This is a genomic window from Sulfitobacter sp. EE-36 (assembly GCF_000152605.1).
GTDB classification, from domain to species: Bacteria; Pseudomonadota; Alphaproteobacteria; order Rhodobacterales; family Rhodobacteraceae; genus Sulfitobacter; species Sulfitobacter pontiacus.
Genome location: NZ_CH959310.1, coordinates 1,563,126 through 1,579,820 on the forward strand (window position 1 = coordinate 1,563,126; position 16,695 = coordinate 1,579,820).

The following is a 16,695-nucleotide window of genomic DNA, read 5'->3' on the forward strand; positions in this document are numbered from 1 at the left end:
AGACTAGACCAAGGAATATGCTAAATGACTGACAAGATTGGATATACCCGCAAAGGCGACGTGGCCGTGCTGCGGATCAAGAACCCCCCGGTCAATGCGTTGTCCCATGCTGTTCGTGAAGGTCTGGTGGCCGGTATGGCGCAGGCCGAGGCCGATGACGGCGTCAAAGCCGTGGTTATCGTCGGCGAGGGCCGCGCCTTTATCGCCGGTGCGGATATCACCGAATTCGGAAAAACGCCGCTGGAACCTTTCCTGCCGGATGTGTGCAAACGGATCGAGGATTCCCCGCTGATCGTTGTCGCCTCCATGCATGGTGTGTCCTTGGGCGGTGGGCTCGAGATCGCGCTGTCGGCGCATTACCGCGTGGCACAGCCGTCGGCCAAAGTGGGCCTGCCCGAAGTGCATCTGGGCCTGATCCCCGGTGCCGGTGCGACCCAGCGTTTGCCGCGTCTGATCGGCGTGGACCCCTCGCTTGATCTGATTACCTCTGGCCGTCAGGTCAAAGCGGCCGAAGCGGAAAGCCTTGGCATCGTCGATCAGGTCACCGAGGGCGACCCCGAGGATGTGGGCGTCGCCTATGCCGAGAACCTGATCGCCACCAACGCACCGCGCCGCCCCGTCAGCGAGATGGCCGCACCCGCGCCGATCGACTGGGATGCGGCCTATGACGGGACGCTGAAAAAGGGGCGGGGGCAAATCTCTCCGGCGCAGGCGGTCCGCGCGGTTCAGGCCGCGGCAGAGCTGCCCTTTGACGAAGGCATGCTGGCCGAGCGCAAGATTTTCATGGAGTTGATGGAGACAGACCAACGTCAGGGCATGATCCACGCGTTCTTCTCTGAGCGTGCGGTAGGCAACCTGCCAGAACTGAAAGGCGTCGAACCCCGCGCGCTGCAATCCATCGGCATCATCGGCGGCGGCACTATGGGCGCAGGCATCGCCACGGCGGCGCTGTTGGCAGGCTTCAACGTCGTGCTGATCGAGATGAAGGAAGACGCCGCAGAGGCCGCACGCGGTCGCATCGCGGGCAATCTTTCCGGCGCGCTTAAGCGTGGCAAGATCACGCAGATGAAATATGACGCGATGACCAACACAGCACTTGAGGTGTCGATCAACTATGACAGCCTCGCCTCGGTCGATCTGGTGATCGAAGCCGTGTTCGAGGACATGGGTGTCAAGAAAGAGGTGTTCGGCAAGCTTGATGCCGTGTGCAAACCCGGTGCTATTCTGGCGTCCAACACATCCTATCTGGATGTGGACGAGATCGCGGCCAGCACCTCGCGCCCTGCCGATGTGATCGGGCTGCACTTCTTCTCGCCTGCGCATATCATGAAGCTGCTCGAAGTGGTCGTTGCCGAAAAGACCGCCCCCGATGTGGTCGCCACGGGCTTTGCCCTTGGCAAGGCGCTGAACAAGATTTCCGTGCGCGCCGGTGTCTGCGACGGGTTTATCGGCAACCGTATTCTGGCAACCTACCGCACCGCTGCCGATCACATGGTGCTTGATGGTGCATCGCCGTTCCAGATCGATAAGGCGCTGGTGGATTTCGGCTTTGCCATGGGCCCCTTTGCCGTGGGCGATCTGGCCGGACTCGATATCGGCTGGGCCACACGCAAGCGCAAGGCGGCGACGCGCCACCCTGCCGAACGCGTGCCGACATACCCCGACAAGATATGCGAAGCGGGCAACTTCGGCCAGAAGACCGGCAAAGGCTACTACATCTATGAGGCCGGATCGCGCGGCGGCGTGCCGAACCCCGAAGTGTCCGAGCTGATCGCCGCCGAACGCGCGGAGCGTGGCATCACCCCGCGTGACTTTACCGACGCAGAGATCGTCCGCCGCTATATGGCCGCGATGGTCAACGAGGCGGCAAAGGTCGTGGGCGAGGGTATCGCGAAGCGGCCCTTGGACGTGGATATGGTCCTGCTCTTTGGCTACGGCTTCCCGCGCTACTGGGGTGGCCCGATGAAATGGGCCGACCTGCAAGGGCTGCCTGCACTGCTGGCCGACATCGAAAGCTACGCCAAGGAAGACGCCTGGTTCTGGGAACCCGCGCCGCTGCTGAAACAGCTGGTGGCCGAAGGGCGCAGCTTTGACGACCTGAACAAACAAGCCGCTAAGTAAATGAACAAGGGCGCAATGCCCGACAGTATAAACCGGAGGAAGACAAATGGATCTGAGCTATAGCGACGAAGAAAAGGCTTTCCGCGCCGAAGTGCGGGCCTTTCTTGAGGAAAAGCTCCCCAAGGAAATGAGCGACAAAATCCGCAAGGGTGAAGAGCTGGGTAAAGACGGTCAGGAACAGTGGCATGCTATCCTGAACGCCCAAGGCTGGCTGGCCCCGAACTGGCCCAAGAAATTTGGCGGTGCCGAATGGAACGCGGTTCAGCGTCACATTTTCGAAGAAGAAGCCGCCGCCGCCTATGCGCCGCGCATTGTGCCTTTTGGCCTGTCGATGCTCGCGCCTGTGCTGCAAAAGTTCGGCTCGCAAGAGCAGAATGACTACTGGCTGCCCCGCATCCTGTCGGGCGAAGACTGGTGGTGTCAGGGCTATTCCGAGCCGGGTGCGGGGTCCGACCTTGCCTCGCTCAAGACCGAGGCGGTTCTGAACGACGAAGGCACGCACTACATCGTCAACGGCCAGAAGACGTGGACCACGCTGGGTCAGCACGCGAATATGATCTTCTGCCTTGTACGCACCGACAAGACGGTCAAGCAGCAAGAGGGTATTTCCTTCCTGCTGATCGACATGGACACACCCGGCGTCGAAGTGCGCCCGATCATCCTGCTCGACGGCACCCACGAGGTGAACGAGGTCTGGTTCTCGGATGTGAAAGTCCCGGTTGAAAACCTTGTCGGCAAAGAGAACGAAGGCTGGACCTACGCCAAATACCTGCTGACTCACGAACGCACCAACATCGCGGGCGTCGGGTTCTCGCAAGCGGGTCTGACCGCGGTCAAACGTATCGCCAAGGCAGAGATGTCCGGCGGCAAGCCGTTGATGCAGAACCCGCATTTCGCGGCACGTGTGGCACAGGTTGAAATTGACCTGATGGCGATGAGCACCACAAACCTGCGCATCGTCTCCAAGGCGGCAGCGGGTGCGGCACCGGGCGTTGAATCGTCGATGCTGAAGGTCAAAGGCACGATTATCCGTCAGGAGATCAACGACCTCGCACGTCGTGCGGCGGGTGCCTATGCGATGCCATTCGCATCCGAAGCGATCGAAGGGTCGAACCTGGCCCTGCCTGATCCGTTGAATGCCGGCCCCGTCGCCGCGCAATATTTCAACAACCGTAAACTGTCGATCTTTGGCGGCTCGAACGAAATCCAGCGCCAGATCATTGCCAAAACAACGATGGGAGGTGGAGCATGAACTTCGACCTGACAGAAGAACGCCAAATGCTGCAAGACAGTCTGCGCCGTTTCCTGCGCGACAAATACGATACAGCAGCCCGCAACAAGATCCTTGAAAGCGACACCGGCTTTTCCGCCGATATCTGGAACGGTCTGGCCGAACTGGGCGTCATCGGCGCGCTGTTCACCGAAGATCAGGGCGGCTTTGGCGGCGCCGGTTTCGACATCGCCGTCGTGTTCGAGGAACTGGGCCGCGCAGGCGTGGTCGAACCCTTCCTTGATACCGCCATTCTGGGCGGCGGTCTGATTGCCGACTTGGGCAATGAAGACCAGCAGGCTCACGTCGAAGAGCTGATCGGTGGCGCGTTGCAGGTGGCTTTTGCCCACGGCGAACCCACCAGCCGCTATGACCTGAACCAGGTGACCTCCACCGCCAAGGTCGATGGCGACAACGTGGTGCTGAACGGCCGCAAGGCGGTTGTGGTCAACGCTGAAAACGCCGACATGCTGATCGTTTCTGCCCGTGAAAGCGGCGAGGCAGGCGACGAAAACGGGATCTCGCTGTTCCTCGTGCCGGCAGATACCAAGGGCATCACGCTGCAAGGCTATGCGCTGCTGGCCGGTGGTCGTGCCGCCGAAGTCACGCTGGATGATGTGACCGTCCCTGTCTCCGCCCGTCTGGGTGAAGCGGGCAAGGCGTTCAAGGCGATCGAGGCGCGCGTCGCTGCGGCCAATGTCGCGATCTGTGCGGAAACACTGGGTGCGATGGAAACGGCAACCCGCCTGACCCGCGAATACCTGATGACCCGCAAGCAGTTCGGCAAGCCCATCGGCACGTTCCAGGCGCTTGCGCACCGCATGTCCGACCTGTTGATCGAGATGGAGCAGGCGCGCTCTGCGGTGATCGTTGCCGCGGGCAACCTCGAAGCGGAGTACAAGGCGCGCGAGACGCATATCTCTGCCGCCAAGAACCTGCTGGGTCGCGCGGGCCGTCTGGTTGCCGAAGACAGCATCCAGATGCACGGCGGTATCGCCATGACGCAAGAATACGAACTGGCCCATATCGCCAAGCGTATCATCATGGCAGACCACCGCTTTGGTGACACAGACCACCATCTGGAGCGTTTCATTGCCCTTGCAGCAGCCTGATGAAAGCCAGCTGATCCGGGACGAGACCGGCACCCAAACCCTGGTCGGATATGTCGTCGACATATCCGATCCGGCCCACGGGCGCTGCTTTCTTGATCTGGGTCCGCAACACTTCAACCGCCATGGGGTTCTTCATGGCGGTATTGCCGCCACATTGCTGGATAACGCCTGTGGCATGACCGGATCGCTAAGCGTGGATCCCACCGGCCAGCACCCGTTCCTCACGATCTCGTTGACGACGCAGTTTCTGGCCGCGGGCCAACCCGGACGCGTGACCGCGACCGGCACGATCAAGGGCGGTGGTCGCAGCCTGCTGTATATCGACGCTGAACTCGTCCACGAAGACGGCACGGTCATTGCGACATCCACAGGCGTGTTCAAGCGCGTCCCACAGGAGAAACTGAAATGAGCGCTCGGATCGAAGACAAGGGTGACCGGATCGTCATCTGGAACGGAAACGCGCATAAGCGGGGGGCTCTGTCGCCCGAGCTTTACGCCTGCATCGGCCAAGCGATTGAAATGGCCGCCGAGCCGCGTATCCGTGCCGTGATCCTCACCTCCGAAGGGGATTTCTTTTGCGCGGGCGGCGATCTGAATGTCCTGATCGCCCGCCGCGACATGCCCAAAGGTGAACGTCGGGGCAAGATCAACGAATTGCACAGCCTGATCCGCGCGATCCGGTCCTGTCCGGTGCCGGTGATCGCCGCCGTCGAAGGCGGTGCCGCGGGCGCGGGGCTGTCTTTCGCGCTGGCCTGCGATCTGATCGTTGCCGCCGCCGGTGCCAAGTTCACCGCTGCTTACGTCAAGGCGGGGCTGGTGCCCGACGGGGGGCTGACCGCCTCGCTCGCGCGTGCGCTGCCGCGGCAGCTCGCGATGGAGATGTGCTTGCTGGCGCAGCCTGTCACCGTTGAACGCATGCATGATCTGGGCGTGGTAAATGCCGTCACCGACAAGGGCGGCGCGTTCGAGGCCGCAATGGCGCTTGCCGACCGCTTGGCCGCAGGCCCCCGCGAAGCCCAAGGGGTGATCCGCGGGCTGGTGGCGCAGGGCTATGACGTGTCCGAGGCCGACCAGCTTGAAGCGGAATGTGACGCCATGGCCCATGCCACCGGCGCAGATGAAGCCGCCGAAGGCATCGCCGCTTTCCTCGAGAAGCGCACACCGAATTACGGCGGCTGACCCTCGGCCACCGATTTATTGACCCAACCCGCAGCCAGACGCGCTGACCGGGTTCTGAAAGACTGCGGGGAGGCAGAGAATATAATGGTACGTGTAGAGCAATTTCTGGCGGATCAAGTGGCCGCACGCGGGGACGCGCCCGCGCTGAGCGACAGCACAGGGGTACGCTGGACGTACAAGATGTTCGACAAGGCAAGCGACGACATCGCGCAGGCGCTCAAGGATGCCGGTGTGCAGCCCAACGACCGCGTGCTGATGCTGTCGGAAAACTGTGCCGCCGCCGTGGCCACTGTGTTTGGCACGTGGAAAGCCGGCGCCGTCATCATCCCCGTCAATGCACGTCAAAGCGCGGGCGAAATCCAGCGGATCATTGACCACGCGGCACCTGCTGCTGTGCTGATGACCTGCCACGCCTCACCGGATGCGACAGCCCATGCGGAACGGCTGGGTGCCGCAGAGATCACCGGTGCCTTCGGCGCGATGCATCTGGCCACGCCGATCGCCAGCAACCCCGATGGGGATCTGAGCGATGTGGCGGTGCTGCTGTATACCACCGGCACAACGGGCGACCCCAAGGGCGTCATGCTGACCCATGCCAACGTGCGCTTTGGCGGCAATGCCTCGGCGACGCTGCGGGGGATCAATCCGGGCGATGTGGTCTATGGCGTGTTGCCCCTGACCCATGTTTTCGGGCTGTGTTCAGTCATGACCGCCTCCTGCTGCGCCGGTGCCGAAATCCGGCTGGAAGCGCGTTTCTCGGCTGAAAAGCTTTATACCGCGCTGACCACGGGGGTGAATTTCCTGTCGGCCGTGCCGCAGATGCACGCGCTGCTGATGCAATACACGAAAGAGCAGGGGCTCACGCAGCTCAACTCCGAAACGCTGCGCTATGTATCTTCGGGGGCGGCACCGCTGGACCCCACGTGGAAGCGCAAGGCCGAAGCCTTTTACGGCGTCGCGATCCAGAACGGCTATGGCATGACGGAATCCACCGCCGGTATCTCGGCCACCAGCAACCCACTGGGATCGCCCGATATCTCGGTCGGTCCGTCCTTGCCCGGTGTCGAGACCAAGATTGATGATACCGTCGAAGGCGGCAGCAATGGCAAGGGCGAGGTCCTGACCCGTGGGGCCCACGTGATGAAGGGCTATTACAAGAACCCCGAGGAAACCGCCAAAGTCCTCGGCCAGGATGGCTGGCTGCGCACCGGTGATCTGGGGACGTTCGACGAACACGGTCACCTGCACATCCTGGGCCGCTCGAAAGAGCTGATCATCCACGGCGGGTTCAACGTCTACCCGCCGGAGGTAGAGGCCGCGATCAACGATCACCCGCAGGTCATTCAGGCCGCCGTGGTGGGCCGGTCCACCGGCAATGATGAAGAGGTGCTGGCCTTCGTCCAGATCGCCGAGGGCGATACGCTGGACCCGCAAGACCTGAAGGCCTTCGTCAAGGAACGGCTGACTGGCTATAAGCGCCCCAGCCAGTTTATTATCGGAACGGCCTTGCCTGCGGCCCCCACGGGCAAGATCCTCAAGCACAAGCTGATCGAGACATTCAAGGATCAGCTGGCCTGATTGGCTTCTGATTGTTCCCTGTGCGGTGTTAAGGAAAAGGCCGGTCCCCCGTGGTGGGGGCCGGCCTTTTCCTTTGTCGCTGGTGTGCGGCTGGCGCTTAGACGTAGACGCCTTCGGCAGCGGCGCGGATCGCGCGGATGTTTTCGCCGTAGGGGGCAGGGTTGCTGACAGACCCGCCACGGAATACCGCGGAGCCTGCGACCAGCACATCAGCCCCCGCCTGCGCCACGCTGGAAGCGGTGTTGACGTCCACACCGCCGTCGATTTCGATATGCACCGGGCGGTCGCCGATCATCGCGCGCAGGGTGCGGATCTTGTCGCTCATATCGATGAACTTCTGCCCGCCGAAACCGGGGTTCACGGTCATCACACAGACCAGATCGGCAACGTCCAGCAGATGCTCTACCGCTGCGGCAGGCGTGCCGGGGTTCAGCGCGACACCGGCCTTGGCACCGGCACCGCGGATCGCTTGCAGCGTGCGGTGGATGTGGGGGCCTGCTTCGACATGGGCCGTGATCACATCGGCACCGGCTTTGGCAAAGGCATCAATGTAGGGATCCACGGGTGCGATCATCAGATGCACGTCCATCACGCCCTTGATATGCGGGCGGATCGCGGCGCAGGTGGTCGGGCCAAAGCTGATGTTCGGGACGAAATGCCCGTCCATTACATCGACATGTACCCAGTCCGCGCCCTGTGCTTCGATGGCTTCGCACTCTGCCCCGAAATTGGCAAAGTCGGCAGCAAGGATGGAGGGGGCAATTTTGATCGAACGGTCGAAGGTCATGGGATTGGGCCTTTTGTGAAAGGGAGGGGGCTGATGCAGCGGTGACGCCCATATAGGCAATGTCGCGCGCGCTGGCAATCTGGGGAGCCTTCGGCGAGGATTTAGGGCCATTTGGAAGCGGGCGAGGCTGGGTGCCACAGGCGGTGACGCTTCGTTCGTGGGGGTGGTTTTCGGGGCGCGTGCGCTTGACACTACGTCATGCCACGACCCATTGTGCGCGCAAATTCAAGGGGAGGATATCATGACCACATTCAACCGCCGCCAGACATTGGCGACCATGGGGGCCGCTGCCGCGGTCGGGCTTGCTGCACCGGCTGTTGCGCAGGGCAAGAAGATCACTCTGGGCGCGCTGCGCTTTACCAGCCATTCCGGCACATTCGTGGCCTATCAGCGCGAGTATTTCAAGCAGGCCGGTCTGGATGTCGAGCTCAAGTTCTTTCAGGCCGCCCAACCGATGGCCGTGGCGATTGCCAGCGGGGATGTCGACTATGCCGTGACCGCGATCTCGGGCGGGCTGGTGTCGCTGGCGGATAAGGGTGCGATCAAGGTGATCGGCGGTGCCTTGTCTGAAGAGAAGGGCATTGACGGGCAGAAGTTTCTGGCCTCGGACGCGGCCTATCAGGCGGGTGTGACCGCGCCTGCGATGCTGGACGGGAAGAGCTTTGGCATGACCACGGCGGGATCGTCGTTCCATTATATGGGGTCAAAGATGGCGCAGGCCGAGGGGATCGAGCTGTCGTTCAAGCCGTTGCAGAAGGTGGGTGCCATCATCGGCGCGCTGAAAACCGGCCAGATTGATGGCTGGTCCATCGTGCCCCATATCGCCAAGCCACTGGCGGGCTCGGGTGCCGTGCATATCATCGGGAACGTCTCCGATTATCTGCCCGACTATCAGGTCACCACGGTCTTTACCTCGACCAAGAACGCGACCGACGAAAAGCAGCAGACGCAGGATTACCTTGCGGCCTATGCCAAGGGGGTGGCTGACTACAACGCAGCGATGATCGAACAGACCGCCGGTGCGGAAGGCGTGGCCGAGATGGTCAAGCTGATCCACAACTATGTCTACACCGACAAAACGCTCGAGGCCGCGACGCCGGGGATTGTCAACGGCACCATGCGTCTGAACGAGGGGGCCGCGTTGAACGTCGCCTCTGTGCGTGACCAGCTGAGCTGGTTCCAGTCCGAGGGGCTGGTGGATGCGGATATCACGCTTGAGACGTTGATCGACACGTCTTTCGTCGACACCATCGGCGCCTGATCGCGCCATCTATACCAACGACAGGTCGGGCAGGCTTTGCCCGGCCTTTGATATTTCAGGACGTTTCTCATGGATCTTAGGTTAGCGGGGGTCAGCCATACTTATGGCGAGACCGAAGTGCTGCGCGATATCAACCTTGATATCCCGTCAGGGCAGATTGTCTGCATCGTCGGGCCTTCGGGCTGTGGCAAGTCGACCCTGCTGCGGATGCTGGGCGGGCTGGAGCAGCCGACTTCGGGCGAGGTGCTGCAACTGGGCACGCCCCCAGCCGGCTGTCTGAACCCGCTCACCTACGTGTTTCAGGATTTCGCCTTGCTGCCCTGGCGCAGCGTGCGCGGCAATGTGGCGCTGGTGCTGGAGGATCACGGGCTGGACGCCGCCGCGCGGGCGCAAATCATCGACGATGTGCTGGCGCGCACCAAACTGACCGAATTTGCCGATGCCCTGCCCAAACAGCTTTCTGGCGGGATGAAACAGCGGGTGGCCATCGCACGCGCCCTGGCGGTGAACCCTGCGGTGATGTTGATGGACGAACCGCTCAGCGCCTTGGACAGCCAGACGCGCGAGTTGTTGATGGACGATCTGATCAGCCTGTGGACCCGTCAGCCTTTCACCGCCGTCTATGTCACCCACAATCTGGCAGAGGCCGTGCGGCTGGGGCACAGAATCGTGGTGCTATCTCGCCGCCCCGGGCAGATCCGCGAAGTGGTCGAGCTGACCACCCCGCTGGCAGAGCGTGCCTATGGCGATGCCGCCCTTGAGGCGCAACAACAACATTTGTGGGGGCTGATGCGCGAAGAAGCCGCCGCCGCCGATGCGGAGTTGATCCATGTCTGATGCAGCACATACAAACAGCCGCCCCGTGGCCTTTCGTGGCGGCGGTTTTGCCCCTAAGCAACGACGGGGCATGGGGGTCTTGGTCTTTGTCCTGCTGATCCTGCTGGCCGAATGGGGCACGCGCAGCGGCTTTATCTCTAACCTGACGTTGCCGCGCCCCTCGGATGTGGCGATGACCTTTGTCGAACTGTGGCAATCGGGGATGCTGTTCAAACATCTGGCCCCCTCGCTCAGCCGCTTGGCTGTTGGGGCGACGCTCGGGGCCTTGGTTGGAGTCGGCGTCGGGGTGATGATCGGGCTGTTCAGCTATGTGCGTGCCGGGCTGGTGCCCCTGGTTGCGGCGCTGTTCCCGATCCCCAAGATCGCGCTTTTGCCATTGTTCGTGATCTGGTTTGGCATTGACGAGGGCAGTAAATACGCGCTGATCGCCTTTGGGACGTTCACGCCGACGGTCGTGGCGACCTATGCTGCGGTGGACAATGTGGACCGCGGATTGATCCGCATGGGGCAGAGCTTTGGTCTGTCGTGGTGGTCGATCGTGCGCAAGATCGTACTGCCGGGGGCGATGCCGGGCATCCTGTCGGGGCTGCGCATCTCTTTGGCGATTGCGATCATCCTGTTGGTGGCTGCTGAAATGCTGGGCGCGGAATATGGCATCGGGGCGTATATCCTTGAGGCCGGCAGTCTTTATGATCTTGAACGTCTGTTTGCGGGTGTCGTGATCCTGTCGGTGCTTGGGGTTTGCGTGAGCGCCGTGATTGCCGCCATCGAAACCCGCGTGCTGCGCTGGCGGGTCTGACCGGAGGGAACCCGTTTCGGGCATAGATCGTTATCCTTTCACACCAAACAGTGCAGAGGGGACGACGATGTCAGGCATATCCAAGGGCACCAAGGTCAAATGGGACTGGGGGCAGGGCACTGCCAGTGGCAAGGTGACAGAACGCTTTACCAAAAGTGTGACCCGTACGTTCAAAGGGTCCGAAGTCACGCGCAACGGGTCCGATGATGATCCGGCGCTGTTGATCGAGCAAGACGATGGGGATGAGGTGCTCAAGCTGTCGTCGGAAGTCGAGGCCGCCTGACATATGGGCGGCGCGGGGCTGACCTATTATGGCGATGACCGCCCCGGCATTTCGCGTCAGCGGCGCGGGCGCGGGTTTACCTATAAGGCACCGGACGGCACTACCATTGCCCGCGGAGAAGAGCGCGCGCGACTCGAAGCGATGGCGGTGCCGCCCGCCTATGAAGACGTGTGGATGACGCCTTTGGCGAACGGGCATTTGCTGGCCACGGGGCGCGACACCCGCAATCGCAAACAATATCGCTATCATGAAAAATGGTCAGAGGCGCAGGCAGAGACGAAATTCGCAAGCTTGGTGGATTTTGCGCATGCTTTGCCGCGCCTGCGCCGCTTTGTCGCCCGCGATCTGGATCAGCAGGCAGGCGAGCGCAGCTTTGCCTTGGCCAGCGCCGTCACGCTGATCGATCGCGCGTCGCTGCGGGTGGGAAATCCGGACTACACGCGCGAGAATGGCAGCTATGGCACGCTGACCCTGCGGTCGAAACACGTAAAGCTCGACGGGAATGTGATCCGGCTGCGCTATACGGCCAAGGGCGGCAAGAAGGTGCGGCGGCAGATCAACGACCGGACGCTGGCCAAAACGCTGGAGAAAATTAACGACCTGCCGGGGGCGGAGCTGCTGACATGGGCCGATGCGCAGGGCGAGGTGCATCAGTTGAACTCAGCCGGATTGAACGCCTATATCTCCGAAGCATCGGGGTGCGACGACTTTACCGCCAAGACGTTCCGCACATGGGCGGGCACCGTTGCCGCCTTCGAGGCCGCCGAGAAGGGGCAGGCCACCATCAAGCAATTGGCCGAAGCCGCTGCCGCACAGTTGAGCAATACGCCGACCGTGGCGCGCAACAGCTATATCCATCCGGCGGTGATTGATCTGGCGGGCGAAGCCCCGCCCGAGATCAAGGTCGGGCGCAAGACCGGGCTATTCGCCTCGGAAGCGCGGCTGCTGACGTATCTGGAGCAGCTCTGAGACGCGTTTACCCGTCGTTGTCCGGTTTGCAGAACATATCATAGACGACTTCCATGATCTTTTGCGGACGGTCATCGGCCAGCCTGTAATAGATCGTCTTGCCGTCGCGGCGCGGCGTTACCAGGCCTTCAAGCCGCAAGCGTGACAGCTGTTGGGATACCGCCGCCTGACGGGCGGACAGCAGCTCTTCCAGCTCGGTGACGGATTTTTCGCCTGCGGAGAGGTGACACAGGATCATCAACCGCCCCTCGTGGCTGATCGCCTTGAGGAAGTTAGAGGCACGTGCGGCGTTTTCGGCCATACGGTCCCGATCGGCTTGGCTCATTTCTGTGTCGGAACCGGGGTTACCCACTGGTTAACATCCTTGGCTGAATAAAAGGGGATTGGCGTGCGCATATCGCAAGGGGCGCTAGCTTTTGGCGGGGTCTGGCATCAATTGGGCGTCGGATAGCATTTTTTCCAGAACGCCCCAAAAGAAATCTTCGCCCGGGTAGCCTTCGATGCGCGACACCTCATGGCCGTCGACCATCAACACGAACGTCGGCGTGTAATGCAGGCTGCGGGCAAAGTGCAGATCGGCGGGTTTGTCATCGTTGATATCAACGCGGCGCAGCGGGGCTGCCTTGCCCGCTTGGGTCTTGGGATAGATCGGAGCGATCTGGTCATCCCAACGGGCACACCACACGCAGCCCTGTTCCTCGACCATGATCAGCGCGGTCTGGGCCGCTGCGATCAGGGGGGAAACCGCAAGGCCTGTGGCCACCGAGAGGGACAAGAAAGCAGTGCGCAACCGCATAGGGAATTCACCTGTTGATTTCAAAATACTTAATGTGAATATGTGAATGGCACAAGATAAAGGCAACCTGCATGCTTGAAATCACCTTTCTGGGCGCGGCATTTGCCGGGCTTTTGTCCTTTTTGTCGCCCTGCATCCTGCCGATCGTGCCCTTTTATCTGAGCTATCTGGCGGGCGTCGGCATGAACCAGATCACGGCGGACGGGCCGGTGGATGCCGCCGTGCGCCGGCGCGCGGTGATCGCGGCGCTGTTCTTTGCGGCGGGGGTGATCACGATCTTTGTCGGGCTGGGGGCGGTGGCCACGACCTTTGGCCAGATCGTGCGAGACTATTTCGATGTTTTGCGATGGGTCGCTGCGGCTGTTATCATTGCGATGGGCCTGCATTTTCTGGGCGTGATCCGTATCGGTTTTCTATATCGCCAGTTTCGTGCGGATGCGGGGAACACGACGGCAACCAGTTTTCTGGGGGCCTATGTGATCGGGCTGGCCTTTGCCTTTGGTTGGACGCCTTGCGTCGGGCCGGTGCTTGCGGCCATCCTGTTCACCGCCGCAGGGGCCGAGACGGCGGGCTCGGGTGCGCTGTTGCTGCTGACCTACGGCGTGGGCATGACCGCGCCTTTCGTGCTGGCGGCGCTGTTCATCGGGCCGTTCATGCGCTGGATGGCGGGGTTCAGGCAACATCTGGGCACGGTAGAAAAGGCGATGGGGGTTCTGCTGATTGTCTTTGGCCTGCTGATCGCCACCAACTCGATCAACTATATTGCGCAGTGGATGCTTGAAACCTTCCCCGTTTTCAGCGCCATTGGCTAACAACCGGAGGGACTTTTGATGAAGATGATCCGAAACGCTTTGGCCGCGCTGGCGGCTGTCGCTTGTATGGTGACTGCGGGCAGTGCCGCGACCCTGGGGGATGACGGTTTGCACAAGACCGCCTGGATGCGCGAGACCTTCAAAGATCTGCGCGACGATCTGGCCGAGGCGACGGAGGAGGGCAAGCGCCTGATGGTCATCATCGAACAGCGCGGCTGCATCTACTGCAACAAGATGCACGAAGAGGTTTTCCCGCTGCCCAAGATCGATGCCTACCTGCGCGAGAATTTCTTTGTCGTGCAAATCAACATGTTCGGCGATGTCGAGGTCACCGACTTTGACGGAGAGACATTGCCCGAGAAGGACATGGTGCGAAAATGGCGTCAGATGTTCACGCCGACGCTGATGTATTTCCCCCAGACCGTGGACGAAGGGCAGACGGCCGTTGAAGCGGCGGTCGCGACGGTCCCCGGTGCCTTTGGTCCGGCGACGACCTTTCACATGATGAACTGGGTCGTCGACAAGGGATATGAGGGGGACGAGACGTTCCAGAAATATCACGCGCGTATGCTCATTGAAGAGCAGGAATAACGGCGGTAGGATCCGCTAAATGCCGTGCTGCTATAAGAAATTCAATAAATTGAATTTATAGTTGCGTCATTTTGGCGCGGGCAGTAGGGTTTTCAAAAGGAATGTCTGTGGGAGGACGCATGAAAGTTTCCGTATTTGCCTTGGTGGCCTCTGTCGGCTTTGCAGCGGCGGCGCATGCGGCCGACGTGGCCCCCGGTGACGTGGTCTATGATGAGTATGGCGCGGTTGAGCAATCGCTGACCGGTACCCCCGGCAACCCCGAAGAGGGGGCCAAGATCGTGGGTAGCAAAAAGCTTGGCAACTGCATCGCCTGCCATCAGGTCAGCGCTTTGCCCGATATCCCGTTCCAGGGCGAAATCGGCCCGATGCTGGATGGGGCGGGGGACCGCTGGACCGAGGCTGAATTGCGCGGCATCGTGGCCAACGCGAAGATGCTGTTCGAGGGGACAATGATGCCCGCATTCTACAAGGACAGCGGCTATGTCCGTCCGGGCAAGGGCTATACCGGCAAGGCGGCTGATGACACGCTGGGGCCTATTCTGGCCGCCCAGCAGATCGAGGATGTCGTGGCCTATCTTGCCACGTTGAAAGACTAAGAACCCCACCCAGCGGGATCTGATCAGGAGTGATGATAATGGAATTTACACGACGTAGTGCGATTGCGATGGGGGCAGGTGCCTTTGCCGCACTGTCCCTGCCCAAGCTGGCCGTGGCCGCTGCCGGGGATGACGCGATTGCTGCCTTCACCGGCGGTGCAGAGATGGCTGATACCGGCGTAACCCTGACCGCCCCCGAGATTGCGGAAAACGGCAATACCGTCCCGATCGAGGTCGACGCCCCCGGTGCCACTGAAATCATGGTGCTGGCGCTTGGCAACCCCACGCCGCCTGTGGCGAACTTCAAGTTCGGCCCGCTGGCAGCAACGCAGCACGCCTCCACCCGTATCCGCTTGGCGGGCACGCAGGATGTAGTGGCGATCGCCAAGCTGGCCGACGGCTCTTTCGCCAAGGCGACCAGCACAATCAAAGTAACAATCGGCGGCTGCGGCGGCTAAGGCGAGAGGAAGAAAAACATGGCATCTGGTGTAAAACCCCGCGTCAAAGTCCCCAAGTCAGCAGCGGCTGGCGAGACGATCACGATCAAGACCCTGATCAGCCACAAGATGGAATCCGGCCAGCGCAAGGACAGCGACGGCAACACGATCCCGCGGTCGATCATCAATCGTTTCACCTGCGATTTTAACGGCGAGAATGTGATCGATGTCGCGATGGAGCCCGCGATCTCGACCAACCCGTATTTCGAATTCGACGCCACCGTGCCCGAAGCGGGGACATTCACCTTCACGTGGTATGACGATGACGGCGATGTCTACGAGGAAACCAAAGACATCACGATCAGCTAAGCGTCCGCATCCTTGGGAGGAACAGGAATGAGCAATTTCACAAAAGGTCTGGGCGCGTGCCTTGCTGCGGCGCTGATGTCGACGGGGGCCTTCGCCGATCCCGTGGATGATACGCTGGTGATCAACGAAGAGATCGACATCGTGACCCGCACTGCCGCCCCCGCGCATATGGCGGACGCGGTAGACGAGGTCATGTCGGGCTGGCTTTTCCGCGGCACCGAGACCCGCGCGATGCAGGCCGATGATTTTGACAACGCCGGTATGATCTTTGTGGAACAGGCCGAAGATGTCTGGAACACCGCCGACGGATCAGAGGGTAAATCCTGCGCGGATTGTCACGGGGCCTCGGCCGAGATGGCGGGCGTGCGTCCGGTCTATCCCAAGTATGTCGAATCCGCGGGCGAGGTGCGCACGCTGGAAATGCAGATCAACGATTGCCGCGAGAACCGCATGGGTGCGGAAAAGTGGAAATACACTGGCGGCGACATGGTGAACATGACGGCGCTGATCTCCTCTGTCTCGCGGGGGATGCCGGTGAATATCGCCATCGACGGTCCGGCCCAATCCACATGGGAGCAGGGCAAAGAGATCTACTATACCCGTTTCGGCCAGCTTGAACTGTCCTGTGCCAATTGCCACGAGGACAATTATGGCAACATGATCCGTGCCGACCACCTGAGCCAAGGTCAGATCAACGGCTTCCCGACCTACCGTCTGAAAAACACCAAGCTGAACGCGGTGCAGGCCCGTTTCAAAGGCTGTGTACGCGACACCCGTGCCGAGACCTTTGACCCCGGCAGCCCCGAGTTTGTCGCGCTTGAGCTGTACGTCGGCTCGCGCGGGAACGGGCTGTCGGTCGAAGGGCCCTCTGTCCGGAACTAACCTGAAAAGACCCGTT

At 61.3% G+C, this 16,695-nt stretch carries 20 protein-coding genes; 17 read left to right on the forward strand and 3 right to left on the reverse strand.

Annotation, left to right across the window (positions count from 1 at the left end; translation table 11 throughout):
- The first annotated feature begins 24 nt into the window (after window positions 1-24).
- From EE36_RS10165 to EE36_RS10190, 6 genes are all read left to right on the forward strand, one after another.
- Window positions 25-2,121: an FAD-dependent oxidoreductase gene (locus EE36_RS10165; RefSeq protein WP_005851932.1), complete on the forward strand. Its 2,097-nt coding sequence runs from the start codon at window positions 25-27 to the stop codon at window positions 2,119-2,121.
- A 46-nt stretch (window positions 2,122-2,167) separates the two neighbouring features.
- Window positions 2,168-3,373: an acyl-CoA dehydrogenase family protein gene (locus EE36_RS10170; RefSeq protein WP_005851934.1), complete on the forward strand. Its 1,206-nt coding sequence runs from the start codon at window positions 2,168-2,170 to the stop codon at window positions 3,371-3,373.
- On the forward strand, window positions 3,370-4,503 hold the full coding sequence (locus EE36_RS10175; RefSeq protein ID WP_005851936.1) for an acyl-CoA dehydrogenase family protein: 1,134 nt from the start codon (window positions 3,370-3,372) through the stop codon (window positions 4,501-4,503). The genes EE36_RS10170 and EE36_RS10175 overlap by 4 nt, the downstream gene beginning before the upstream one ends.
- Window positions 4,454-4,912, forward strand: coding sequence for a PaaI family thioesterase (locus EE36_RS10180; protein WP_235208512.1), 459 nt, complete (start codon window positions 4,454-4,456; stop codon window positions 4,910-4,912). Before EE36_RS10175 ends, EE36_RS10180 begins: the two co-directional genes overlap by 50 nt.
- Window positions 4,909-5,682 (forward strand): oxepin-CoA hydrolase, alternative type, encoded by a 774-nt coding sequence (locus EE36_RS10185; RefSeq protein ID WP_005851940.1) that lies wholly within the window; start codon window positions 4,909-4,911, stop codon window positions 5,680-5,682. The genes EE36_RS10180 and EE36_RS10185 overlap by 4 nt, the downstream gene beginning before the upstream one ends.
- Before the next feature lie 84 nt (window positions 5,683-5,766).
- The gene (locus tag EE36_RS10190; protein ID WP_005851942.1) at window positions 5,767-7,260 is read left to right on the forward strand and encodes a class I adenylate-forming enzyme family protein; all 1,494 of its coding nucleotides are present in this window, start codon (window positions 5,767-5,769) and stop codon (window positions 7,258-7,260) included.
- A 97-nt stretch (window positions 7,261-7,357) separates the two neighbouring features.
- On the opposite strand, the gene rpe is transcribed toward EE36_RS10190, so the two are convergent.
- Entirely contained in the window at window positions 7,358-8,047 is a 690-nt protein-coding gene (gene rpe, locus EE36_RS10195; protein ID WP_005851944.1) for a ribulose-phosphate 3-epimerase, read from the reverse strand.
- 241 nt (window positions 8,048-8,288) lie between these two features.
- On the opposite strand from rpe, the gene EE36_RS10200 reads away from it, so the two are divergent.
- The 5 genes from EE36_RS10200 to EE36_RS10220 all read left to right on the forward strand — a co-directional run bounded on the left by EE36_RS10200 (window position 8,289) and on the right by EE36_RS10220 (window position 12,196).
- On the forward strand, window positions 8,289-9,308 hold the full coding sequence (locus EE36_RS10200; RefSeq protein ID WP_005851945.1) for an ABC transporter substrate-binding protein: 1,020 nt from the start codon (window positions 8,289-8,291) through the stop codon (window positions 9,306-9,308).
- 69 nt (window positions 9,309-9,377) lie between these two features.
- On the forward strand, window positions 9,378-10,145 hold the full coding sequence (locus EE36_RS10205; RefSeq protein ID WP_005851947.1) for an ABC transporter ATP-binding protein: 768 nt from the start codon (window positions 9,378-9,380) through the stop codon (window positions 10,143-10,145).
- A complete protein-coding gene (locus EE36_RS10210) occupies window positions 10,138-10,944 on the forward strand; it encodes an ABC transporter permease (protein ID WP_174226599.1) in 807 nt (268 codons plus the stop codon). The genes EE36_RS10205 and EE36_RS10210 overlap by 8 nt, the downstream gene beginning before the upstream one ends.
- A gap of 67 nt (window positions 10,945-11,011) precedes the next feature.
- Window positions 11,012-11,227: a DUF2945 domain-containing protein gene (locus EE36_RS10215; RefSeq protein WP_005851951.1), complete on the forward strand. Its 216-nt coding sequence runs from the start codon at window positions 11,012-11,014 to the stop codon at window positions 11,225-11,227.
- A gap of 3 nt (window positions 11,228-11,230) precedes the next feature.
- Window positions 11,231-12,196 (forward strand): DNA topoisomerase IB, encoded by a 966-nt coding sequence (locus tag EE36_RS10220; RefSeq protein WP_005851953.1) that lies wholly within the window; start codon window positions 11,231-11,233, stop codon window positions 12,194-12,196.
- A 7-nt stretch (window positions 12,197-12,203) separates the two neighbouring features.
- On the opposite strand, the gene EE36_RS10225 is transcribed toward EE36_RS10220, so the two are convergent.
- Together EE36_RS10225 and EE36_RS10230 are read right to left on the reverse strand one after the other, a co-directional pair.
- On the reverse strand, window positions 12,204-12,521 hold the full coding sequence (locus EE36_RS10225) for a helix-turn-helix transcriptional regulator (protein ID WP_005851955.1): 318 nt from the start codon (window positions 12,519-12,521) through the stop codon (window positions 12,204-12,206).
- Between the two features lie 84 nt (window positions 12,522-12,605).
- Window positions 12,606-12,992 carry a hypothetical protein gene (locus tag EE36_RS10230; protein WP_005851957.1) on the reverse strand — a complete coding sequence of 129 codons (387 nt, stop codon included), beginning with the start codon at window positions 12,990-12,992 and terminating at the stop codon, window positions 12,606-12,608.
- Window positions 12,993-13,063: 71 nt separating this feature from the next.
- Here EE36_RS10230 and EE36_RS10235 point away from each other — a divergent pair, with 71 nt between their 5' ends.
- From EE36_RS10235 to soxA, 6 genes are all read left to right on the forward strand, one after another.
- Window positions 13,064-13,804, forward strand: coding sequence for a cytochrome c biogenesis CcdA family protein (locus EE36_RS10235; protein ID WP_005851958.1), 741 nt, complete (start codon window positions 13,064-13,066; stop codon window positions 13,802-13,804).
- 18 nt (window positions 13,805-13,822) lie between these two features.
- Complete coding sequence (locus EE36_RS10240; protein ID WP_005851960.1) at window positions 13,823-14,395, forward strand: thioredoxin family protein; 573 nt, start codon at window positions 13,823-13,825, stop codon at window positions 14,393-14,395.
- Window positions 14,396-14,514: 119 nt separating this feature from the next.
- Window positions 14,515-14,991, forward strand: a complete 477-nt coding sequence (gene soxX, locus EE36_RS10245) for a sulfur oxidation c-type cytochrome SoxX (protein ID WP_005851961.1) — start codon at window positions 14,515-14,517, stop codon at window positions 14,989-14,991.
- Between the two features lie 38 nt (window positions 14,992-15,029).
- Window positions 15,030-15,449: a thiosulfate oxidation carrier protein SoxY gene (gene soxY / locus EE36_RS10250; RefSeq protein ID WP_037943596.1), complete on the forward strand. Its 420-nt coding sequence runs from the start codon at window positions 15,030-15,032 to the stop codon at window positions 15,447-15,449.
- A gap of 18 nt (window positions 15,450-15,467) precedes the next feature.
- Window positions 15,468-15,797 (forward strand): thiosulfate oxidation carrier complex protein SoxZ, encoded by a 330-nt coding sequence (gene soxZ, locus EE36_RS10255; RefSeq protein WP_005851964.1) that lies wholly within the window; start codon window positions 15,468-15,470, stop codon window positions 15,795-15,797.
- A 27-nt stretch (window positions 15,798-15,824) separates the two neighbouring features.
- The gene (soxA, locus tag EE36_RS10260; protein WP_005851966.1) at window positions 15,825-16,679 is read left to right on the forward strand and encodes a sulfur oxidation c-type cytochrome SoxA; all 855 of its coding nucleotides are present in this window, start codon (window positions 15,825-15,827) and stop codon (window positions 16,677-16,679) included.
- Window positions 16,680-16,695 lie beyond the last annotated feature (16 nt).